Annotated in this window: 19 protein-coding genes; 11 read left to right on the forward strand and 8 right to left on the reverse strand. The window is 67.6% G+C overall.

Annotation, left to right across the window (positions count from 1 at the left end):
* Nucleotide 1: 1 nt before the first annotated feature.
* Entirely contained in the window at nucleotides 2–214 is a 213-nt protein-coding gene (locus tag ACFFIA_RS40775) for a hypothetical protein (RefSeq protein WP_377262219.1), read from the reverse strand.
* A 6-nt stretch (nucleotides 215–220) separates the two neighbouring features.
* Nucleotides 221–466, reverse strand: coding sequence for a DUF6284 family protein (locus tag ACFFIA_RS40780; RefSeq protein ID WP_377262222.1), 246 nt, complete (start codon nucleotides 464–466; stop codon nucleotides 221–223).
* Nucleotides 467–833: 367 nt separating this feature from the next.
* On the opposite strand from ACFFIA_RS40780, the gene ACFFIA_RS40785 reads away from it, so the two are divergent.
* Both ACFFIA_RS40785 and ACFFIA_RS40790 read left to right on the forward strand, forming a co-directional pair.
* Nucleotides 834–1,169, forward strand: a complete 336-nt coding sequence (locus ACFFIA_RS40785) for a hypothetical protein (RefSeq protein ID WP_377262224.1) — start codon at nucleotides 834–836, stop codon at nucleotides 1,167–1,169.
* Nucleotides 1,170–1,171: 2 nt separating this feature from the next.
* The gene (locus ACFFIA_RS40790; protein ID WP_377262226.1) at nucleotides 1,172–1,711 is read left to right on the forward strand and encodes a hypothetical protein; all 540 of its coding nucleotides are present in this window, start codon (nucleotides 1,172–1,174) and stop codon (nucleotides 1,709–1,711) included.
* 493 nt (nucleotides 1,712–2,204) lie between these two features.
* Here ACFFIA_RS40790 and ACFFIA_RS40795 read toward each other — a convergent pair whose 3' ends face one another.
* Nucleotides 2,205–2,330 carry a hypothetical protein gene (locus ACFFIA_RS40795; protein WP_377262229.1) on the reverse strand — a complete coding sequence of 42 codons (126 nt, stop codon included), beginning with the start codon at nucleotides 2,328–2,330 and terminating at the stop codon, nucleotides 2,205–2,207.
* A 54-nt stretch (nucleotides 2,331–2,384) separates the two neighbouring features.
* Between ACFFIA_RS40795 and ACFFIA_RS40800 the strand changes: the two genes are divergently transcribed.
* The 5 genes from ACFFIA_RS40800 to ACFFIA_RS40820 all read left to right on the forward strand — a co-directional run bounded on the left by ACFFIA_RS40800 (nucleotide 2,385) and on the right by ACFFIA_RS40820 (nucleotide 7,962).
* Entirely contained in the window at nucleotides 2,385–3,080 is a 696-nt protein-coding gene (locus ACFFIA_RS40800; RefSeq protein ID WP_377262231.1) for a hypothetical protein, read from the forward strand.
* A gap of 155 nt (nucleotides 3,081–3,235) precedes the next feature.
* Nucleotides 3,236–3,580, forward strand: a complete 345-nt coding sequence (locus ACFFIA_RS40805; protein ID WP_377262233.1) for a hypothetical protein — start codon at nucleotides 3,236–3,238, stop codon at nucleotides 3,578–3,580.
* Nucleotides 3,581–4,202: 622 nt separating this feature from the next.
* Entirely contained in the window at nucleotides 4,203–4,778 is a 576-nt protein-coding gene (locus ACFFIA_RS40810; protein WP_377262234.1) for a PadR family transcriptional regulator, read from the forward strand.
* Complete coding sequence (locus ACFFIA_RS40815) at nucleotides 4,775–5,500, forward strand: ABC transporter ATP-binding protein (RefSeq protein WP_377262236.1); 726 nt, start codon at nucleotides 4,775–4,777, stop codon at nucleotides 5,498–5,500. Before ACFFIA_RS40810 ends, ACFFIA_RS40815 begins: the two co-directional genes overlap by 4 nt.
* A complete protein-coding gene (locus ACFFIA_RS40820; protein ID WP_377262238.1) occupies nucleotides 5,497–7,962 on the forward strand; it encodes an FtsX-like permease family protein in 2,466 nt (821 codons plus the stop codon). Before ACFFIA_RS40815 ends, ACFFIA_RS40820 begins: the two co-directional genes overlap by 4 nt.
* A gap of 169 nt (nucleotides 7,963–8,131) precedes the next feature.
* Here the strand turns inward: ACFFIA_RS40820 and ACFFIA_RS40825 are convergent, their stop codons facing one another.
* A complete protein-coding gene (locus ACFFIA_RS40825) occupies nucleotides 8,132–9,865 on the reverse strand; it encodes a VanW family protein (protein WP_377262282.1) in 1,734 nt (577 codons plus the stop codon).
* 463 nt (nucleotides 9,866–10,328) lie between these two features.
* On the opposite strand from ACFFIA_RS40825, the gene ACFFIA_RS40830 reads away from it, so the two are divergent.
* Nucleotides 10,329–10,898 (forward strand): copper resistance CopC family protein, encoded by a 570-nt coding sequence (locus ACFFIA_RS40830; RefSeq protein ID WP_377262239.1) that lies wholly within the window; start codon nucleotides 10,329–10,331, stop codon nucleotides 10,896–10,898.
* Nucleotides 10,895–12,967: a bifunctional copper resistance protein CopD/cytochrome c oxidase assembly protein gene (locus tag ACFFIA_RS40835; protein WP_377262241.1), complete on the forward strand. Its 2,073-nt coding sequence runs from the start codon at nucleotides 10,895–10,897 to the stop codon at nucleotides 12,965–12,967. The genes ACFFIA_RS40830 and ACFFIA_RS40835 overlap by 4 nt, the downstream gene beginning before the upstream one ends.
* A gap of 629 nt (nucleotides 12,968–13,596) precedes the next feature.
* On the opposite strand, the gene ACFFIA_RS40840 is transcribed toward ACFFIA_RS40835, so the two are convergent.
* The 4 genes from ACFFIA_RS40840 to ACFFIA_RS40855 all read right to left on the reverse strand — a co-directional run bounded on the left by ACFFIA_RS40840 (nucleotide 13,597) and on the right by ACFFIA_RS40855 (nucleotide 17,960).
* The gene (locus ACFFIA_RS40840; RefSeq protein ID WP_377262244.1) at nucleotides 13,597–14,742 is read right to left on the reverse strand and encodes an acyl-CoA dehydrogenase family protein; all 1,146 of its coding nucleotides are present in this window, start codon (nucleotides 14,740–14,742) and stop codon (nucleotides 13,597–13,599) included.
* A 144-nt stretch (nucleotides 14,743–14,886) separates the two neighbouring features.
* Nucleotides 14,887–15,945, reverse strand: coding sequence for an acyl-CoA dehydrogenase family protein (locus ACFFIA_RS40845; protein WP_377262246.1), 1,059 nt, complete (start codon nucleotides 15,943–15,945; stop codon nucleotides 14,887–14,889).
* A complete protein-coding gene (locus tag ACFFIA_RS40850) occupies nucleotides 15,942–17,093 on the reverse strand; it encodes an acyl-CoA dehydrogenase family protein (protein ID WP_377262248.1) in 1,152 nt (383 codons plus the stop codon). Before ACFFIA_RS40850 ends, ACFFIA_RS40845 begins: the two co-directional genes overlap by 4 nt.
* 63 nt (nucleotides 17,094–17,156) lie before the next feature.
* Nucleotides 17,157–17,960: a crotonase/enoyl-CoA hydratase family protein gene (locus ACFFIA_RS40855; RefSeq protein WP_377262250.1), complete on the reverse strand. Its 804-nt coding sequence runs from the start codon at nucleotides 17,958–17,960 to the stop codon at nucleotides 17,157–17,159.
* 345 nt (nucleotides 17,961–18,305) lie between these two features.
* Here ACFFIA_RS40855 and ACFFIA_RS40860 point away from each other — a divergent pair, with 345 nt between their 5' ends.
* Complete coding sequence (locus ACFFIA_RS40860) at nucleotides 18,306–19,640, forward strand: flavin monoamine oxidase family protein (RefSeq protein ID WP_377262252.1); 1,335 nt, start codon at nucleotides 18,306–18,308, stop codon at nucleotides 19,638–19,640.
* A 6-nt stretch (nucleotides 19,641–19,646) separates the two neighbouring features.
* On the forward strand, nucleotides 19,647–20,567 hold the full coding sequence (locus tag ACFFIA_RS40865; protein ID WP_377262254.1) for an enoyl-CoA hydratase: 921 nt from the start codon (nucleotides 19,647–19,649) through the stop codon (nucleotides 20,565–20,567).
* Nucleotide 20,568 lies beyond the last annotated feature (1 nt).

The following is a 20,568-nucleotide window of genomic DNA, read 5'->3' on the forward strand; positions in this document are numbered from 1 at the left end:
GCTAGCCGCCGGTCACGTCGTACAGGAACGCGAACAGCGCCCGCTGCAACGAGACCAGGTCAGCGCCCGCCTTCACCGGCGGGAAGCCGTGCAGCGCCAGCACGTCGGCCACGTCGATCAGCAGGCCGTAGGTGAACCGGGCGTCATCGTTCGTCTCGGCAAGCGGGTAGGCGGGCGGCAGCGGGGCGGTACGCAGGTCGGCCACGGCGACCACCGGGGCCTACGCGGCGCGGGACGGGTCAGCGGGACGGGCGGACAGGGCGGCAGCCTCGCGCAGCACACGCGACGTGGCGCGACGCAGACGACGCCAGTCCAGGTCAGACGGGTTGCCGTCCGCCGTGACCATGCGGATCTCGGCGTCGAGCAAGTTCAGCTCAGCCTCGATCAGCGGCCACTCAGCCTCGATCGCGGCGAGGTCTTCCACCGTGGGGCCGAAACCGGCCGTAGGCACGTTGAACGTGTCCATCGTTGATCCTCACAGGAAGTCGAAAGGGGTCAGAGCAAGGGGATGTGCAGCGCACGTGACCTGCTCCGCTCGCCCCGCTCGCCCGGGATCTACCGGGGTCGGCCACCAGGTGACTCAAGGCAGGGATGCCGCTCGGCAGGCAGGGATGCTGACGGGCCTCACGCGCGCTTGTTCCTGTCGCTGTGGAGTTGGTCAATGAACGACCGGACCGGCGACCCATGGGCGTACGGCAACGAAGTGCCGCCGTTCCCCGGGCCATCCGACCGGATTTCCCGATCCCGTCTAGGTCCCCCTAGACGCTTAGACCGTAAAGGGGGGTCTAGACGGTTGTCAAGGGGGGGCTAGACGAGCGGCGTATCCTGTTCACATGGACCCACCAACGGGAGACCCGCCGGACGTAGAACCGGCTCTAGGTGCGCTGGCCCGCGCGCTTGATCAGGTCGTAGCCGCCATCAAGGCGCAAGGGGATCCGCAGCGAGCGTTTGAAGGCGCTACGCGGCTGGCAGACGCCATGCGTGAGGCAGCCGAGTCCGCTGCCGACCTACGCGCTCAAACAGCAGTCCGGATCTGGGAGGAAGAGAAGATTTCACTCGCGGGATTGGCCGAGCGCATCGGCGTGTCGAAGGCGCGAGCGGGGCAGCTCGTACAGAGGCGGCGCGCACATGATCAGGGCTCGAAGAAGACGCAGCAAGGGGAGGGGTAGGAATGGCAGAACCGATGACGGTTTGGGTCGAGGTCTGGCCGGTTGCGGCAGACCAGGTTGGGGTGTGGCTGCTCAGTGGTGATGACGCTCTACGTAGCTCGCTGCCGGTCGCCGCAGACAGCGAGCCTCATTTCGAGGTCGAGGCGCTGTTGGCTGCGGCCGATATGCGCAACGACACGGTGCTGTTGCACTCAACGTCTTGGCGACCGGACGGTCCCCGTGTAGTGCTGACGTATGTGGCTGTGGTCCAAGGTGGCAGCCTTGAACGCCTTGTCCGCGACCGGTGGACAACGGCTCTACCTGTCAGCCTTGAGCTTGCCGACGCGGTTGGTCGTCCGCCAGAGCATCGGCCAGATGCGCCGCCTGTGCCTCGCTACGTCGATGTCCTTCTGCATGCCGTGCGGCACCTGCGCTTCCTTCTTGACACCGACGCGAGTAACCGGGCAGCACTTGACGCGAACTGGGCGCGGCACCTGGGTGCGCTGACACCCGCGCTTGCTGGCATGTACGACCCAGCGGCTACGGGGACGCATGCGCAGTAGGTGTCCCCGGTGTCCCCCGAGTCCCCGGATATGCCCTGAGCTGCGCAAACGCTAGATCATCCCGGGGACACCCGCGTTCAAGGTGTCCCCGGACATGCCCTGACCTGTGCAAACACCGGAACGACAAAGCGCTGAAACATAGGAGAGTTGACGTTGCGGGGCCGATCAGCCCAACGTCAACTCTCCTATGTTTCAGCAGGAAGAGGGATGGACCACGTCCCGGCTGAGCGTCAAACTGCGCGTCAATCGGTGCGCACACTGCCGTACGGGTGCGGACACTGACGGACGCTGCGACGCAGGTCGAGGGCACTACGAGTAGAGGTCAATCGACCGTGTCGGATCCTTGACACGGAAGAGGTCACTGGTTCAAACCCAGTATCGCCCACCAGACAGCGACGCAGCTCAGGGCCGGTTTCCTCTGATCGAGGGACCGGCCCACTTTCGTGGGAGAGCCCTCCGGGAAGAAATCTGGGAGACGATCTTGTCGGCCGGTTCACGACGCGCCCTCCCGCAGCAGGCGGTCAAGGACAGCGACCGGTGAGCCAGGGCTGAGGTTGCGCCGCTCCCCCAGCGCCACCGCCCACAGCTCGCTCAGGCCGTCGAGAAGCCGCCCGGTCATCGCCGGTGTGACGTGCGCGTACCGGGCCTGGATCGAAACCTTAGAATGGAACGCGTGTCGACAGCGGACAAGAAGGCCGCGGTCAAGGCGCTTTTCAACGAGCATGTGAACCCACTAATGACCGCCATGAGGTTCGCGCGGACCGGCCGGGCATATCGGCGCTACAACGCTGAGGGTGACGCGGTGGTCGTGGAGTTCCGAACGTCGAGCGTCTCCACGCCTGAAACCTACGTGTTCTTGATCGAGTTGGCTCTGGTGCCGTCGGTCTGGTTGCGATGGATGCGACACGAAGCGATCTGGAAGGCCGAAGGCGAACCGCGTGTGGGAGAGGGCCTTGTGGAGTGTCGGCTGAAACCAGCGGCGGCCGACAAGCCGGTCGACGTCGAAAGAGGCTTGCGGGTACTTGCCCGAGGAACGTTCATTTCGGAGTTGATGCCTGGGCTGCCTCGCTGGAGTGTCGACTCAGGCGAGTCGGTCGCCGCCTGCGGTCGTGAGATCACCGAGCGGCTGCCAGCGGTCGCGACGGCATACATTGAGCTTCTCGATCGGAATGTGTTTCTCCAGCGTCTGCGTGATGGTGAGAAGCTGCCAGGCACTTGCCCGAAGTTGGCTGCCCGGGCGGTGCTGCTGCTGGAAGGCGGCATGACCGACGAACTCGATCAGGTGCTGGACGACATCAACTTTCAGGGGACTGGGAACGACTTCGTGTCCTGGGTGCGCAGCCAGATGCCCCCTCCTCGGGACCAGTGACGGGTCAGAGCCACCTCCGACGAGATGGAAGGCGGTCATGTCGTCGGCTACAGGGGTCGCACTGTGGCTGTTGCGCGGCTGTGGTTACACGGCCGACGGCCTCATGGTCGGGTAGCCCGGAGGAGCTTCACCTCCGGGCTCCCACGGAACGGAGCGTGATCATCCCCGGTCACCCCACTCTTGCCATCTTGATCATCAGTACACGAGCAGCCTCGGCTGGTGCCACTTCGGCCACCACCGCCGGTTCCGCCGGCCGCATGGCAGTGTCGCCGCCTTTGATGCGGAACACTGGCGGGTCTGTCAGCTCCTTGGGCGGGCTGCTGGTGGCCGCATCGACCGGCGTGACCCGTCGTGAACGGCTGAATCTTCCAGGGCTCCTGCACGGCTGGGGTGCGGTGGCGGTTCGCCGTGGTGATGATGTGCGTGTGACGGACGAGGTTCTGGCCGATCAGGTTGGTTACTACCGTCGCCGTGCGAGCGAGTACGACGTGCCGGCGTAGGGGGATGTTGCGGCGGCTCGTGAGCGCATCGCGCGTCTGGTTGGGCAGATGCGTCCGAGGGGCGGGTGCTGGAGATCGCTTGCGGAACTGGCCCTGCTTCTTATGACCTTGTCGGCGTGGCCCGGCGGCGAACTGCCGCAACGGTCACAGATGGTCCCTGAACTGGGAAAACGCGGTTCCTATTCTGCCACGTATGGTCCACTCGAAACGCGTACTCAGACGCGGCCTGCGAAGGCGGTAGATCCGCTGGTCAGGCCGCGTTTTTATGTGGTTCGCACTGTTGGCCTGCCTGCCCGTGGTTGGCCTGCCTGCCCGTGGCATCGGGCCCAAGTCCGGGCAGCGCTGTCGGGTCTGGCGGCGAACTGATCGACCGTGTCCGTCTGTGTGAGCCGCGAGGCTCCTCAAGCCGCTGGTCGACTCACCCCGGATCGTCGTCGGCGACTACACCCGCTACTCCGGTCGGTTGCCGGCGGCCCGGCACCCCGGTCGGCGCTTCCGCGCCCTCGACCTGCCAGGAGGCATCTACCTCAACGGCACCTCCGTCAGACCACCGCAGGCTTAGCCCCATCCTCGTCGGCTAGCTTTTGACAGCGAGCGCAACATACTGAGTATTATACTCAGTATGAGCATCCGACATGCCCTGCTGGCCCTACTCAGCGAGGGGCCAAAGTACGGCCTTCAGTTGCGGCAGGAGTTCGAGTCCAGAACCGGGGAGGTCTGGCCGCTCAACGTCGGGCAGGTCTACACCACTCTCCAACGACTGGAGCGCGACGGCCTGGTCGAGTCGGAGGACAGCGGCGGCGAGGGACCCCAGAACGTATTCACGATCACGCCGACCGGCTCCGACGAGTTGAGGAACTGGCTGCGAATGCCACCGGACGTGGTTCCACCACCACGCGACGAACTCGTCATCAAGGTACTGGTGGCGATGCGGGTGCCGGGTGTGGATCTGCCCGAACTCCTCCAGGTGCACCGACGGCACCTTGTGCAGGTGATGCAGGAGTACACCCGTCTGAAGAGTGAGATCACCGAGGGTGAGGTGGAGGTGTCGATCGTCGTGGATTCGGAGTTGTTCCGGATAGAAGCGATCGTCCGGTGGCTCGACACCACGGACGCCCGGCTCAAGCGCCTGCCAGCCCGCACCGTGGATCGGTCCCCGACGCGCGTCGGCCGCAGGATCGCCGGGGTACGGCGATGAGCGCGGCCGTCGAACTGCGTCAGGTGTCCAGGGTCTACGGTTCGGGTCCCACCGAGGTGCACGCGTTGCGCGAGGTCGACCTGTCGGTTCGCAGCGGCGAACTGGTGGCCGTGATGGGCCCGAGCGGCTCGGGCAAGAGCACGCTGCTCACGATCGCCGGAACGCTGGAGGAACCGACTACCGGTGACGTCGTCATCGCCGGTCAGAAGTTGGCGCGCCTGTCCCGCCACGACCGCGCGCGGCTGCGTCGGCGGTCGATCGGGTATGTCTTCCAGAACTACAACCTCCTCGCCGGGCTGACCGCTGTCGAGAACGTGGCGCTTCCGCTGGAGCTGGACGGCGTGAAGGTCAAGGTCGCCCGGGCGGCCGCGATGGAAGTACTCGCCAAGCTCGACCTGACCGAGCAGGCCACCCGCTACCCGGACGAGTTGTCCGGCGGCGAAAGTCAACGGGTGGCGATCGCGCGGGCGGTCGTCGGCGAACGGCGGTTGCTGTTGGCTGACGAACCCACCGGCGCGCTCGACTCGTTGAGCGGCGAGGTGGTGATGCGCATGCTTCGCCTGGCCAGCCACGACGGCGTGGCCGGCGTGGTGGTGACCCACGACGCTCAGATGGCTTCCTGGGCCGACCGCGTGGTGTTCCTGCGTGACGGCCGAGTGGTCGACCAGACGGTGCCGGGCCCCGGCCTGGACTCCATCCTGACCCCGGGGGCGACCGCATGAGTCGTAACGGCGGCCTGCCGGCCCGGCGCGCGGTGGTCCGTTGGGCGTGGCGGCTGTTCCGCCGCGAGTGGCGCCAGCAGGTCATGGTGCTGACGCTCCTTACCGTCGCCGTCACGGCGGCCATCGTGGGCGTGACGGCCGGCTACCACTCGACGCCGCCGGACACCGCCAGGTTCGGCGACGCCAGCCAATGGTTCAAGTTGTACGCCGACGAGGATCGGCCGCTGGAGCCACGGATCGCGCAGGCGCGCGAGTGGTTTGGCACGATCGATGTGGTCGGGCACCGGTATCTGCCGGTCCCGGCTTCGGCGGAGACTATCGAGCTGCGGGCGCAGGATCCACGCGGTCCGTACAGCGGGCCGATGCTACGGCTGTTGACGGGTCGCTACCCGACCGCGCCCGGCGAGGCGGCTGTCACCGACGAGGTGGCGGCAGACCTGCGAGTACGCGTCGGCGGCGTGCTGACGCTCGACGGGCGCACCTGGACGGTGGTCGGCCTGGTCGAGAATCCCGGGGATCTGCGCGCTGAGTTCGCCCTCATCGCGCCCGCACAACCCGAACCGCCGGAATCGGTCACCGTGCTCACAGCCGCCGAGGCGGCACGGTTCGCGGAGTACCGCGCGCAGCACGGGCAGCCAGTGTACGAGCTGCGCCCTTCATACGAGTGGGTCGAGGCGGCCGCCGTCGTATTCAGCATCATGGCGGTGAGTATGCTGCTCGTCTGCCTCATCGCGGCGGCCGGCTTCGCCGTTATCGCGCACCGCCGACTGCGTCAGCTCGGCCTGCTCGCCGCGGTCGGGGCCACTCAACGACACCTTCGTCTCGTGCTGCTGGCCAACGGTGCCGCGGTCGGGGTCGCGTCGTCGGTCGTCGGCGCGGTCGCGGGTGTCCTGGTGTGGTTCGCCGCGACGCCACGGTTCGAAACGGCGGCGGGGCACCGCATCGACCGGCTGGACCTGCCGTGGTGGCAGATCGCCGTCGCCCTACTGCTGGCTGTCCTGACTGCGACCGCGGCGGCGTGGCGGCCGGCGCGCGCCGCTGGCCGGGTACCGATAACGCTTGCCCTGTCCTCACGCCCGCCACGGCCCAAGCGGGTACGCCGGTCGGCTGCGGCCGCGGCCGTGCTCGTCGTGCTGGGTATCGTGTCGCTGCGGCTCGCGCAACGGAACCACGCGGCAAATGGCGACGTGTTGGAGATCGCCGACGTGGCGCTAATTGTCGGTGGCACGCTGGCGATCGGGCTCGCACTGCTGTTCGTCGGCCCGCTGGCGATCCGGGTGCTTGCCGCCATCGGCGCCCGGCTTCCCGTCGCTCCCCGGCTGGCCTTACGTGACCTCGCCCGCCACCAGGCACGGTCGAGCGCCGCGCTAGCCGCGATCAGCCTGGCGCTCGCGATCCCGACCGCGACCGTGGTCACGGCGAGAACCCTCGAGCAGACCGCCACCGAGGGCAACCTTTCCGATCGCCAACTCCTCATCTGGATCGACTCCCCCGGCCTACGCGTTCCCGACCGCACACCGGCCCAACTCGAGGCGATCGAGGCCCGCGTTCGGCAATACACGGCCACGCTTGCCGACCCGACCGTCATCCCGCTCGACATCGCGATAGATCCGGTCGAGACACCGCAGGCGGACGCAGACGGTGTTCGGATCGGGCGGATCCCGGTCGGCGTCGGCCAGCAGAACGACACAGACTCGTACAGCGGTTCGGAGGCGGTACCGGTGGTCGCCACACCCGAGTTGCTGCGTTACTACCGCGCCGATCCTGCCAGCATCGACCAGCTCACGGACGTACTGACCACGCATCCCGGCTCGGACCTGCTGCTGATTTCCGAGTCCGGCGGAACGGCGCGGTCCTTCCCCGAGGCGACCACCGAGCGACTGCCGACCCCGCAGTTCGAGTCGCTCCCGACGACGTTCCTGACTCCGGCCGCGCTGCAACGCAACAACTGGAAACCAGTGCGGTCCGGCTGGTTGGTCGAGTCCTCCCAACCCTTGACCGACGAGCAGCTCACCGGGGCGCGGAAATTCGCGCTCGACGCAGGGCTGGTCGTCGAGGACCGCGACAAGCTCGATGGGCTCCTGGCACTGCGCACGAGCGCGACAACGGCCGGAGCCCTACTCGCGCTCGCCGTCCTTGCCATGACCGTCGGGCTGATCCGGGCCGAGGCGACGGGCGACCTGCGCACCCTGACTGCGACTGGCGCGACAAATCGCGTCCGCCGCACACTCACCTCGGCAACGGCCGGCGGGCTCGCCCTGCTCGGCGGGATCCTGGGCATCGGCGCCGCATACACCGTCATCCTGGCCGGCTCATCCCGCGACCAGTTCAACGAGCTGGCGCGTGTGCCAGTCGTGGACCTACTCGTGATCGCTGTTGGCGTCCCGATGGTCGCCACAGCTCTTGGCTGGCTGCTCGCCGGACGGGAGCCGCGATCCCTGGTTCGAGTACGGCTGGAGTGAACGAATACCTGAAGTGACCCGGCGGGCGGTACGGCTCGCCGGGGTGAATCGAACCGTCCTCGTAACCCATCTGCGTCCATCAGCGTGGCCGGCGTGCCAGCTCAAGCTTCGGCGCCGCGGACCATCACCTGACCGGGGCCCCGGAACACGATTGAGCGGGGACGGACCGTCAGGATTGGCTGCCGCCACAGATGAAACGCGGCTCGGCCTGATAGGTCCAGGTGAACTTCTCCCGTTTGAGTTGTTTGCCGTCCTGCCGGATGATCCGGAACGCGTCCTGGGTGAAGCCGTCGATGCCGTCCGTGGCGATGCAGCTCGGGCCTGGCTCGAGGATGACGGTTCGCGGCTTGGTGATGTCGCGGCGGGCGCTCCATTCGGTGGTGACGCTGTCGTACAGCTTGGTGGACCACATGGACACCGTGATCGAGTCGGCGGTGTAGGAGGTGTGGATGAGTACGCCATAGGGGGTGTTGTTGCGAAACTTGAGGTCCAGGTTTGGATAGAAGATGGTCGACTCGATCACCGACGGGTAGCGGCTGAAGTGGTAGGAGTGCGGTTTGTGCTCGACGTCCTCCAGCCCGGCGTAGTAGGAGGCGTTGAAGAGCGTCGTCGTGAACTGGGAAGCGCCGCCGCCGACGCCGGGGGTGAGCTTGCCGTCGATGATGACCGGGGCGTCCTTGTAGCCCTGGGCGTAGCCGCGCTCACCGGTGTGTTCGTTGAGTGAGAAGACCGCCCCGGGCCTGACGATCGCGCCGTCCACCTCCTCCGCGATCCGCACGATGTTCTGGCTGCGGGGCGAGGAGAGTCCACCGGTGAACGTCGTGGTGAACGTGGACACCTGTTCCTTGATGCCCAGGCTGGCCAGCAGGTCGCCGGTCACCGCCGGGGCGGCCGGCGTGAACCCCCCGCGGACGACGCGGGCGTCCCGTTCGGGTAGGACGGCGAGCAGGTCGCGGCTGAGCGCCGCGGTGTCCAGCCGCTGGCCGTCGCGGCCGTCGACCAGCTTCGGCTTGCCGGCCACCGTCGAGACGGTCGCGTCCCTGGCCGGCGTCTCGATCCTGGCCAACGGGGCGGCGAGGGCGGCACGCAGCTTTCCTTCGTCCACCCGAGGCGTGATCCTGCCGGTCTGGTCGGCGGTCAGGAGGAGGCTCTGGGCGATCGCGGCCGGCGGCACCGTTATCGTGCCCCGGTCGGTGGTCACCGTGACCGGGGCGGCCACGGCCGGCTCGGCCAGCTCGGTCAGGAGCTGCTCGACCTCGTCGGCGGTCGTCACCGGATGGACGTCCACGAGCGGCACGAGGACCGGGTGACCGCCGAGCCAGCCGTCGCGCAACGCCTGCGCCGACCGTTGCGGGTCCAGCCCTCGGCCGGGCCTGGGGCGCACGGCGCGAGCGGTGGTGCCGTCGAAGGTGATGGCTGGTATCCGCATCGCCCGCGCGTCCTCGCCGACATCCTCGCGCAGCACCTCGTCGAGCCTGGCGGCGTCGACCGTCACGACAGGTGCCACCGCACGGGAACCGAACAGCAGCGTGAAGGGATTCGCGCCGCCGACCGAGGCGGCCCGCACGGTGGCGTCCACGTCGACGCCCAGCCCCACCTCACCGGGGATCACGCGAGTGTCCCGCGCGTTGTCGCCGAGCCGGACCGGCACCGGCGCCGCCAGCCGGTCGCTCTGCCGCGCCAGGCCGGTACGCAGCGCCTGGGCGGCGTCCGCCGCATCGCGTCCGCCGATCTCGATCCCGAGCACGGTCGTGCCGCGCGGCACATCGCCGGCGTACGCGTACCCGGTGACGACCACCACCGGGGCGAGCACGGCCAGTGCCGTGACCCCCGCCAGGATCCGTCGCGGCGACCGGCGCCGGTCACGCCGCCCGTCCCTGGTCGCATCCGGACGGGGAGCCATCGGCCCGCTGGGTGAGCCCACGCGCGGTCATTCCTTTCGCGACTGGCGTCAGTCGAATCCGAGACGGTGTTGGTGAAGCTGGTGCGACCATTCGCCGACACCACCCACGGGCCGCCGACCTCGGTGCTGCCCCCACGCAACGCCTCGCCCATGAGAGCCTGTGCCGCGCTCGCCGGATCGCCACGCTGCGCGGCGACGGTTCGTCCGTCGACCGCCCAAAGGTCAACGGCTCGTCCACGTGTGTGGTTGCTGACCCGGTCGGTGGCGAAGACGTCGTGCGGGTGACGAGCCTGGAAGACCGACCGACGCCGTGGTCGCCATCGACCCCGCCACCTCGCGGGTCGAGCCGGCCGGTGAGCCGCGCCACGAGTGGGTGCATGGCGGGAACCATCCTGGGCCCTGGCACCGACTACCGAGATGCCACGCCCAGCGTCGTCACCCACCGGAGCCCATCGTGAAGATCATGTCCCGTCTGCTGACCGTGGCCGTCACGGCGATGGCCGCGGTGCCGCTGGTGGGATCGCCGGCATGGGCGCACAACGAGCTGCGCTCGGCCACCCCGGCCGAGGACGCCCGCCTGTCGGCGCCACCCGAGCAGGTCGTCCTGCGGTTCGCCGAGCGCCTCGACCCGAAGTTCACCACGATCGCGGTCAGCCGCGCCGACGGCAGCACGATAGCCACCGGCCCACTCCAGGTGAACGGAACGCAGGCGGTGCAGCCGCTGACCGATGCCATGCCCGCCGGCCAGTACACCGTGGCCTACCGGGTGGTTTCCCTCGACGGCCACCCCGTGCAGGGCTCGCTGTCGTTCACCGTCGCCGCCACAGCCACGCCGTTGAACAGCCCGATCGTCACCCAGCCGCCGGCCACCTCCCCGTCCCCGGACGTCCCGCCGTCACCAGCGGTCGCGGCCGGCGACGACGATAGTGGCACGGGCGGGGCCGGCCTGACGGTCGTGCTGGCCGCAGCCGGTGCCGTGCTGATGGCCGGCCTCGGGATGCTGCTCTGGCGGCGGCGGGCCGCCAGGCCATGACCGCCGCTCCCCCCGCCGGCAGGAGCCGCCAGCACGCCGCTGGACTCGCCGCCGGAGGTTTGCTGGTGGCCGGTGGCGTGATGGCCGCGCTGCTGCGGTTCGGCGGCACCACCGACCGGCAACCGATCCCCGGCCTGCCCGACCCAGGCGCGGCGACCGTGTGGGCGCTACCGGCGGCTCGGCTCGGCATGCAGGTCGGCGCTGTGGCCACCATCGGCCTGCTGCTCGCCGCCGTGCTGCTCTCGCCGCGCGCGGAGGGCGGAGGTTTGTCCGCTGCCGCCTACCGACGCGTGCGGGCCGCGGCGTGGACCGCCCTCGGCTGGCTTGTCTGCGCGGTCGCCGCCCTCTGCTACACCCTCGCCGACCTGCTCGGGCAGCCGTTCGGCGAGGCGGTGTCGGTCAACTCGGTGTTCAACTTCGCCACCACCGTCAGCCTCGGCCAGGCCCTGGCCACGTCGGCCGGGCTGGCCGCGGTGGTGTTCCTGGTCTGCTGCGCCACGCTCACGCCGAAAGGCGCGATGATCGCGCTCGTGGCCGCGGTCGCGGCGGTGCTGCCGCCGATCTTCACCGGTCACGCGGCCGCGGCCGGCAATCACCAGCTGGCCATCTCCGGCCTGCTGCTGCACGTCGTCCCGGTCACCTTCTGGGCCGGCGGGCTGCTCGCCCTCGTCCTGGCCTGGCGCGCCCAAACCAAACACCTGGCCAGCGCGGTCCGCCGCTTCTCACCCCTCGCCGCCACCTGCCTGGCCGCGGTTACCGTCTCCGGGCTGCTGTCAGCCTACGTCCGGCTGCCGAGCCTCGACGCCCTGACCGGCAGCCGCTACGGGCAACTGATCCTGGTCAAGACCGCGGCCCTGGTCGCGATCGGGTTCGCCGGGCTGTGGCACCGCGCACGCGCGATACCCGCGCTGGCCGCCGGCGACCGGCGCCCCTTCGTCCGCGTCGCCACCGTCGAGGTGCTCGTCTTCGCCGCCGCGATGGGCGCCGCCGTCGCCCTGGCGCGCACACCGGCGCCGGTCGGCGCCGACACCGGTGAGGAAAGCGTCGCCCAAGACCTGCTCGGCTATCCCATGCCCGGCCCGCTGAGCGCCGGCCGGCTGCTCGGCGACTGGCTCCCCGACCCGCTCTACCTGACTGCGGCCCTCGCCGCCGCTGGCCTCTACACGATCGCTGCGTGGCGGCTGCGTCGGCGCGGCGACGCCTGGCCCGCGGCCCGGACCGCCGCCTTCCTGGCCGGCTGCGCCGTCATCGTGCTCGCGACCAGCAGCGGACTGGCCCGCTACGCACCGGTGCTGTTCAGCGTCCACATGGTCCAGCATCTGCTGCTGACCATGGTCGTCCCCATCCTGATCGTGCTGTCCGGCCCGGTCACCCTCGCCCTACGCGCGCTACCCGCCAACACCGACCCGGCGTGGCCCGGCCCCCGCGAGTGGATCCAAGGCCTCCTGCACTCCCGGCCGGTCGCACTGCTGACGCATCCGCTGATCGCGCTCGCCCTCTATGTGGGCAGCCTCTACGCCCTCTACTTCACCGGCCTGTACGAGACCGCGCTGCGCTCGCACGCCGCGCACCTGTTCATGCTGACCCACATGCTGGCCGTCGGCTGTCTGTTCTTCTGGGTCGTCCTCGGCGTCGACCCCGCCCCCAACCGGCCTGGCTACCCGCCGCGGATGCTCCTGGTCCTGGTCAGCATGATCCTGCACGCCTTCCTCGGGGTCGCCCTCATGCAGTCCGGCACCGTACTGGCCACTGACTGGTACACCACGCTGGCCCGCCCTTGGGGTCCCACACCTCTTCAGGACCAGCGCACGGCCGGCGGCATCGCCTGGTCGTTCGGGGAACTCCCCACGCTCGTCGTCATGGGCGCGCTGCTGTTCCAGTGGGCCCGCGCCGACGAACGCGAACAGCGCCGCCGCGATCGCGCCGCCGACCGCGCCGAAGCCGACGGCGGCGAAGACCCGGAACTGGCCGCCTACAACCGGATGCTCACCGACCTCGCGACGCGCGACCGCCGGCACGCCGGGCGAGACCGCGACCAGGACCCGCCTGGCAGGTTGTCGTCGCGGTGACCCGGCCTACGCCATCACCGACCCGCGCATCCACGAAGCGGCCTTCAGCGGTCCTCCTAGAACCACCGGTGGTCGACACGCGACCTGCCCAACGCCTTGGCCACCTGCGGACCGCACGCTCCCGCGGGCACCGCGCAGGCCGGCGGCTCGCGGGCGCTCGCCGAAACCCCGGCCTCCGCTGCCAGGTCCGCGCCGACAAGCCCATACCACCGGGCCGCCGGCCGGCGCCGCCATCGACGGGGGTGGCCGCGACGACGACCGTGCCCGTCTTTGCCGCCTCCATCAATGCCTCGGTCTGCTTCGGCGAAGGCGTTCCGGCGACCACCAGCCCGAGCGCACCTGCCGCCGGAAGCGCCTTGACCGGCTCGTCGCCGGCCGCCGCGTAGGTGTAGACGATCTCGACCCGTGGCAGGCGGTCTCGCGAGATCCGCCCTCATCGCATGTGGACATGGTGTCCGACGCCGAGGCCATCTTCCGTGACCCCGGCGTCGACCTCTTCGGCAGCCGCATCAAGCCCGTGTGACGAGCCCGCGACCACATCCGCCAACTCGAAAGCGCTCGGCTACACCATCACCGCCGCCAGGTCCCGGCCGGAACCTGCCGCACGCCCGCTCACCTTCAGTTTCGGGCTAGAGTCCGATTGACTTGGCGACGATCGTCCTCAGCACCTCGTTCGAGCCACCGAAGATCCGGGTCACGCGGGCGTCCGCGTACAACCTGGCGATCGGATACTCGCGCATGTAGCCGTATCCGCCGTGGAGTTGGAGGCATCGGTCCACCACGCGCCCCTGCAACTCGGTGCAATAGATCTTCACCTTGGCCGCGTCGGCGGGACTCAACACGCCCGCGTCGAGAGCCGCGAGCGCTTGGTCGACCAACGCCCGCCCGGCCTCAATCTCCACGGCGCACGAGGCCAGCTCGAACTTGGTGTTCTGGAAGGCTGCCACGGTGGTGCCGAAGACGGCTCGACTCTTCACATACTCGGTCGTCGTCGCCAAGGCGGTCTCGGCGGCGGCCTGGGAGGCTATCGCGATGCTGAGGCGCTCTTGGGGAAGGTTGCTCGTGAGATATTCGAAGCCACGTCCAGGTTCTCCGAGAAGCCTGTCGGCGGGAACGACGACGTCCTCGAAGAAGAGTTCCGCGGTGTCCTGCGTTCGGAGCCCCAACTTGTCGAGGTTGCGTCCGCGTGAGAAGCCTGGACTCTTGGCATCGACGATGAAGATCGACAACCCGTCCTGCCGCCTGGCGCCCGTGCTCGTTCGAGCGACCACGAGAACGACATCGGCGTTGATTCCGCCCGTGATGAACGTCTTGGCGCCGTTCAGCACGTAGTGGTCGCCACCGTCCCTTGCGGTGGTCTTGATCCCGGCCAGGTCGGAACCGGCACTGGGTTCGGTCATGGCGATCGAGGCCATCGCCTCACCGCTTGCGAGTCTAGGTAGCCATTGCTCTGCCTGAGTCGGGGTGGCGTAGGAAACGAAGTACGGGATGCAGACGTTCATGTGTACGCTCAGGCCGCCGAGGTGCACATGCGAACGTGCTGTCTCCTCCATCCAGATGGCGGAGTATGCGAATGTGTCGACGCCACCGCCGCCATAGCGCTCTGGCACTTGAAGTCCGAGTACGCCAAGATCGCCAATTTTGTGGAAGATCTCCCTCGGGACGATCCCCGCCGCTTCCCATTCCGGGAATGATGGCGCAATCTCATTGGTCAGGAAGTCCCGTGCCATCTTGCGGAAGGCATCATGATCTTTCGACCGTGCTGTGGTGTGCATGAGTCCCTCGGGCTCGTTCGTCGTGAGAAAAGTGTTGGTCCGCGACCCGCGCGAATCCGGAGCGCGTGCCGTCGCGTCATCGGAGGTCCGGCGGAGTGCGCCTGACGGCGACGAGACGGATCCGCGACCGCGTGGCTGGATGGATCAGACCACGGTCGCGGGAGACTCACCGCTCACTATGAAGCCCCATGCGTCCTCCTGTTCTGTAACCAGGCGGGCTGCGACGTCGTCCCAATGGCTGACCGATCCAAACTCGGATCGCCACGCCAGCACCGACCGCGTGTAGAGATGGAGACTGTGTTCCAGGGTCGTACCGATCGCTCCATGGACTTGGTGGGCGTTCGGCACCACCACAGATGAGGCGTGACCCGCGCACGAGCGCGCGGTAGCGATGGCAAACTTCGCACTGTTCGTGTCCCACCTGTCGGTGGACACCTCACGCACGGCCGCATCGGTTGCCATCCGCGCCAGGGCCGTTTCCGCGGCGATGTCCGAGATGAGATGCTGGACGGCCTGAAAGCGACTGATCGGACGGCCAAACTGTTGACGCGTCGTTGCGTGATCGACGCAGAGTTCGAGGATCCGGCTCATCGACCCGCACATCTGGATGGCCCGGGCGAGCGCTCCCCGGAGCATAAACTCCTCAGCGACCGATCGCGGGACCTGAACCCGTTCGGATCGATCCGAGAGAAGCCGGACGTCGTCTCGGGGTTCGCCAGCGATGTTCGATCCAGGCGAGGTCTGGAAGTCCGACGACCGGAGATCCGAAACCCAACAACCGTCGTCGGACACGTCGAGGACCACCACGCCATCGACGTCGCCGGCCCACGGCACCGCCAGGACTTCGGTGGGTTCCCGGCGCACGCAGGCCGTCCTCACCCCGCCGTGGATCGGGAGTCCAGCGGTCTGAAGTAGCCAGTTCGCAAGCAGGTCGTTCTCCGCGAGAGGTGCGAAGACCCCGTGATACGCGGCGGAGGAGAGCAGGATGGAGGCCTCAGGCAGCCCGGCACCGCTCCCGCCGAGTTCCGTGCCGGTCGTGAGCCTGGCCAACCCCAGGGCATCGAGCTCCTGCCACTGGGAGCGGTCGAATCGGAGCCGTCCGCGAAGGGCCTGAGGCGAGCGCGAGAACGTCGGAGCCGGCTGGTCGGCGAGAAATGCGTTGATCATCGCGCTGAGGTCACGGTCAACGTGATTGACGGTCATCCGCGGAGCCCTATTTCACGCGCGATGACGCCGCGAAGAATCTCGTTTGTTCCTCCGCGTAGCGTGAAGCTGGGACGCTGGAGTAGCCCGGTCTCCACGTACTGGCGAAGAACGGCAAGCTCCTGTCCTGCCTGGTCGTGAAAACGATCCGCGAACTCAACAATTTCCCCTTCGGTCTTCGTGCCCAATGACTTGACGATCGCAGCCGCGGAGTTCACCGACTCGCCACGATCGATGGCGGTCGCAACCGAGAACGCCATTTTCCGCAAGCCAGCCAGTCTCGCGATCCACTGACCCACAGCGGTTGTGTGGGGAAGCGCGCCGGCGCGGACCTGCCTGATGACTTCGGCAAGGATCAGGTACGTTGACAGGTAACGCTCGGGCCCGCTTCGCTCGAAGCCCAGCTCAGAGGTCACTTGTCGCCATCCTTCGCCGATCTGTCCCAGTACCAGCTCGTCCGGTACGACGACGTCGTCGAAGAACACCTCGTTGAAGTGATGGTGACCCGACATGGAGATGATGGGGCGTATCTCGACTCCCGCCGATGCCAAATTCACGATGAACTGACTCAGGCCGGCATGGCGGTCATGCGGATCTACCGGAGCCGTACGCGCGAGTACACAGACCCACGTCGACTTATGAGCTCCTGAGGTCCACACCTTTGAGCCGCTGACTTTCCACCCGGATTTTGTTTGTGTGGCCTTGGTTCTGACACTCGCGAGGTCAGAACCGGAGTCTGGCTCACTCATTCCAATGGCGAAATGGCTCTCGCCGCGGGCAATCTCCGGCAGGAACCGTCGTTTTTGTCCGTCAGAACCGTATCGCAGCAGCGACGGAGCCATCTGCCGGTCAGCGACCCAGTGCGCCGCCACCGGAGCACCGGATGCCAGCAGCTCCTCAGTCACGACGAATCGTTCGGCGAAGCTCTTTCCGTGCCCACCGAACTCCGTGGGAATGGTCATGCCGACCCACCCTCGCGACGCCAGGTCCTTCGAGAAGTCCTCGTCCCAACCTGTGCTCCACCCATCGACACTCGGTCTGAATCGCCCCCTCTGGATCTGTTCTTTCAGGTAGGTCCGGACGTCGCTTCGCAGGGTGCGAAGCGGTGCAGCCTCGGGCTCGCCCCACGGGAACACACGTGCGTTCACAGGTGGCCTCTCTCATGCGTGCGGCTACTGGCTTGGCAGAAGGTGCTGTTCCGAGCGGTCGCTTCAGTTTCCGGTGAACGGCGCCGGCGTTCGGCCCTCGATGAATGCCAGGACCGCCTCGTGATGGTCTTCGGTCTGGTGGCAGATCGCCTGCTCGATGGCGGATCGCTCCAACACGGCATCGAGATCGGCGCGGATGCTCTCTCTCAGCAGGCGTTTTGCTGCCCGCGTCGCGATGGGGGGATTTGCGGCTACTCGGTCCGCGAGCTCGCGCGCTGCGCGCGCGAGCTCGGCGTCGGGGACCACCTGGGAGACGAGGCCCCAGCTCGCTGCGAGCTGCGCGCTGACTCGGTCACCCGTGAGGATCATCTCGGCGGCTCGCGCCGTTCCCAGGATCCTCGGAAGGAACCATGTTCCACCGTCCCCGGGAATCAGGCCGACCTTGACGAAGCTCTCGGCGAAGAAGGCCGACTCGCTAGCGATCCGCAGATCGCACATCAGGGCCAGATCACATCCCGCGCCGACGGCCGGTCCGTTGACCGCGGCGATCGTGGGGACGTCACAGGCGTACATCGCCCTGGTGAGGCGCTGAATCCCGTTGCGGTAGTCGTCGACCACGACATGGGGAGCTGGTGGATCGGACTCGGTGTGACGCTTCATGGCCTTGACGTCTCCGCCTGACGAGAACGCCTTGCCGCGGCCGGTGATGATGACCGCTCGGACGGAGCGGTCGAGGTTGACTTCTGCGGCTCGGGCGACCAGTGCGTCGACGGTCGCGGGATCCGAGACCGGATTGCGGGTAGCAGGCTGGTTCAGCGTCCACAGGTCAATGTGCCCGTCGCGTTCGAATACGACGTGATCAGTCACCGGTTCCTCCGACCATCGAGATTTCAGGCCTGACTCGGCAAGGATCACGTTCTGGGCTGAGGTACGACAAGAGGATCCGATCGATCGTGTCGTTCGCGCCTTCCTATGTCGGGCCGGCGGCGACCGGGCCGAGTCGTGCAGGTCAGCGCCGTAGAGAACCTGCTCAGCCATAGGCTGTCTCGATGGGATCAAGAACTCTCGCGACCTTGGCCTTCCTCGCCAGCCCGCGTGAGACTCAGGTGGTCAGGGCGCTCGGTCGGTCCTGCACGTAGGCCCGCACCCCCAAGACGCCGTTCCGAAGCGCGCAACGCGACGGATGGAGCAGAAGCTAGAAAGGAAGTCGTCATGGCGACCCCTGAGGTTGACGTGGTGGTAATCGGAGGAGGCCTGGCCGGGCTGATGGCCGCCAGGGCTCTGAGCGCTTCTGGACGCAGCGTGAGGGTCCTGGAGGCCCGCGACCGGGTGGGAGGTCGGACGTGGACCAGGACCGCCGCCTCCGGTGTTCCGATCGACTTCGGCGGGCAGTGGATCGGACCGAGTCAGGAACGCGTCACGGCACTCGCCGCCGAGTTGGGGATCGAGACCTTCCCGACGTACGCCGCCGGTTCCACCCAGTACTCCATCCTGGAGACCTCGCAGGTGGAGCGAGCCGACGCGCGGGCGGCGATGGACGAGCTCGACCGCATGGCCGCTCAGGTTCCGGTCGAAGCGCCCTGGGAGGCCGACGAGGCAAGTGCGTGGGACGGACAGACGCTTCAAAGCTGGCTGCTGGGTCGCTCGCTCGACGACGTTTCTCGGGAGCTTCTCCGAGTGTTGATGACCGGCCTCTTCACGATGGAGCCCGAAGAGCTGTCGCTGCTGCATGTGATCACTTACATCAGGTCGGCCGGATCCCTCCATCAGCTGATCAAGGTGGCTCAAGAGAATCGACTCACCGGTGGTGCCCAGACGCTGTCCCTTCGCATGGCAGACGAATTGGGGCCGGACGTCGTCCGGCTCGCATCTCCGGCCACGGCCATCGCCCAGGATGACTCCTGCGTCCGCGTCACGACCGATTCGGAGGTCATCACCGCGCGACGAGCCATCGTCGCCGTCCCGATCGTCCTCACGGATCGCATCTCCTTCGAGCCTCCGCTTCCGGCGGCTCGGGTCCAGCTGATTCAGCGCTTTGCGACCGGCGCCGCGGTGAAGGTTCACTGTGTCTATCCGGATGCCTTCTGGCGTGACAACGGATGGAACGGTCGATCGCTGACCGGCTCGGGATATGTTTCGGTCACGTTCGACAACTCGCCGCCGGATGGTTCGAAAGGTGTGCTGGTCGGATTCATCGAGGCCGACAAGGCGCGCCAATTCATAGGTCTTTCCGACACGGATCGTCGCGACGCCGTGGTGGCGCGCTTCGTCGAACTCTTCGGCGAGCGCGCCGCGGATCCCGACGAGTACCTGGAGTTCGAGTGGTCTGAGGAGGAGTGGACGCGCGGCTGTTACAGCGCCAACCTGGCGCCCGGGGGCTGGACGCGGTACGGACCGGCCCTGCGTCGCTCGACAGGCCGCGTGCACTGGGCCGGATCTGAGACGTCAACGGTATGGATGGGTTACATGGAAGGTGCGCTCCGTTCGGGAGAGCGCGCTGCCGAAGAAGTTGGCCTGGCGCTGGACGGCGCGTCCGGCAGGGAGTGAGTACCGATGACGTCGTGGAAATACATGTCGTATGAGAAGACGAGCAACGGACGCATCGCGATCATTGCCCTGCAGCGGCCGGAGGCCCGAAACGCACAGCATCGCGGCTTGCTTGTCGAGTTGGATCAAGCATTTATGAAGGCCGAAGCCGACGACGAGGTCCGCGTGGTCGTGCTGCGCGGCGAGGGCGCGTCGTTTTCGGCGGGGCACGACCTCGGGTCGGCCGACGCTCGCAAGCTTCGGGAGCCTGGCCCGGATCAACACCAAACATACCGGGAGAACGGGGGAACCCGCCACGGCGCGGAGCGTCGAATGCTCCAGGAGTGGCATTACTTCTTCGACAACACCAAGCGCTGGCGCAACCTCCGAAAGACGACGATTGCCTCGGTCCAGGGACCTGTCGTGTCCGGTGGGCTCATGCTCATGTGGGCGTGCGATCTCATCGTCGCCGCGGACGATGCCTATTTCGCCGACGTCGTCGGTACCAGGTACGGGATGTGTGGGCTGGAGTACTTCGGCCACCCCTGGGAGCTGGGTCCCCGGCGGGCCAAGGAGCTGCTGCTGACCGGAGACTCGATCGATGCCGACGAGGCGTATCGCATCGGGATGGTCAACAAGGTCTTTCCGGCCGATCGCCTGGTCGAGGAGACACTCCGCTTCGCGGAGCGAATCGCGGACGTACCGACGATGACAGCCTTGCTGATCAAGGACTCGGTCAACCAGACATTGGACCAGCAGGGGTTCTCCAACGCGCTGGCGTCCGCCTTCAGCCTGCACACCATCAACCACTCGCACTGGGCCGAGATCAACCCAAATGGCGCTTCGATAGCCACCGGCTCGGACGGCGTCCCTCGTTGGCGCGATGCGGGGCCGATCCGTCCGGCACGCAAGGATGCGGCCGGCGGCGAGCCAGTCGAGGGTCCGTAGC

It is taken from the genome of Phytohabitans kaempferiae (genome assembly GCF_042433955.1).
In the GTDB taxonomy this organism is placed as follows: Bacteria; Actinomycetota; Actinomycetes; order Mycobacteriales; family Micromonosporaceae; genus Phytohabitans; species Phytohabitans kaempferiae.

Excerpts from the sequence above, each read along its gene's own strand:
- ACFFIA_RS40780 (WP_377262222.1), bottom strand. The coding sequence starts at position 466 with ATGGACACGTTCAACGTGCCTACGGCCGGTTTCGGCCCCACGGTGGAA.
- ACFFIA_RS40785 (WP_377262224.1), top strand. The coding sequence starts at position 834 with ATGGACCCACCAACGGGAGACCCGCCGGACGTAGAACCGGCTCTAGGT.
- ACFFIA_RS40790 (WP_377262226.1), top strand. The coding sequence starts at position 1,172 with ATGGCAGAACCGATGACGGTTTGGGTCGAGGTCTGGCCGGTTGCGGCA.
- ACFFIA_RS40795 (WP_377262229.1), bottom strand. The coding sequence starts at position 2,330 with ATGACCGGGCGGCTTCTCGACGGCCTGAGCGAGCTGTGGGCGGTGGCG.
- ACFFIA_RS40810 (WP_377262234.1), top strand. The coding sequence starts at position 4,203 with ATGAGCATCCGACATGCCCTGCTGGCCCTACTCAGCGAGGGGCCAAAG.
- ACFFIA_RS40815 (WP_377262236.1), top strand. The coding sequence starts at position 4,775 with ATGAGCGCGGCCGTCGAACTGCGTCAGGTGTCCAGGGTCTACGGTTCG.
- ACFFIA_RS40820 (WP_377262238.1), top strand. The coding sequence starts at position 5,497 with ATGAGTCGTAACGGCGGCCTGCCGGCCCGGCGCGCGGTGGTCCGTTGG.
- ACFFIA_RS40825 (WP_377262282.1), bottom strand. The coding sequence starts at position 9,865 with ATGGCTCCCCGTCCGGATGCGACCAGGGACGGGCGGCGTGACCGGCGC.
- ACFFIA_RS40830 (WP_377262239.1), top strand. The coding sequence starts at position 10,329 with ATGTCCCGTCTGCTGACCGTGGCCGTCACGGCGATGGCCGCGGTGCCG.
- ACFFIA_RS40835 (WP_377262241.1), top strand. The coding sequence starts at position 10,895 with ATGACCGCCGCTCCCCCCGCCGGCAGGAGCCGCCAGCACGCCGCTGGA.
- ACFFIA_RS40840 (WP_377262244.1), bottom strand. The coding sequence starts at position 14,742 with ATGCACACCACAGCACGGTCGAAAGATCATGATGCCTTCCGCAAGATG.
- ACFFIA_RS40845 (WP_377262246.1), bottom strand. The coding sequence starts at position 15,945 with ATGACCGTCAATCACGTTGACCGTGACCTCAGCGCGATGATCAACGCA.
- ACFFIA_RS40860 (WP_377262252.1), top strand. The coding sequence starts at position 18,306 with ATGGCGACCCCTGAGGTTGACGTGGTGGTAATCGGAGGAGGCCTGGCC.
- ACFFIA_RS40865 (WP_377262254.1), top strand. The coding sequence starts at position 19,647 with ATGACGTCGTGGAAATACATGTCGTATGAGAAGACGAGCAACGGACGC.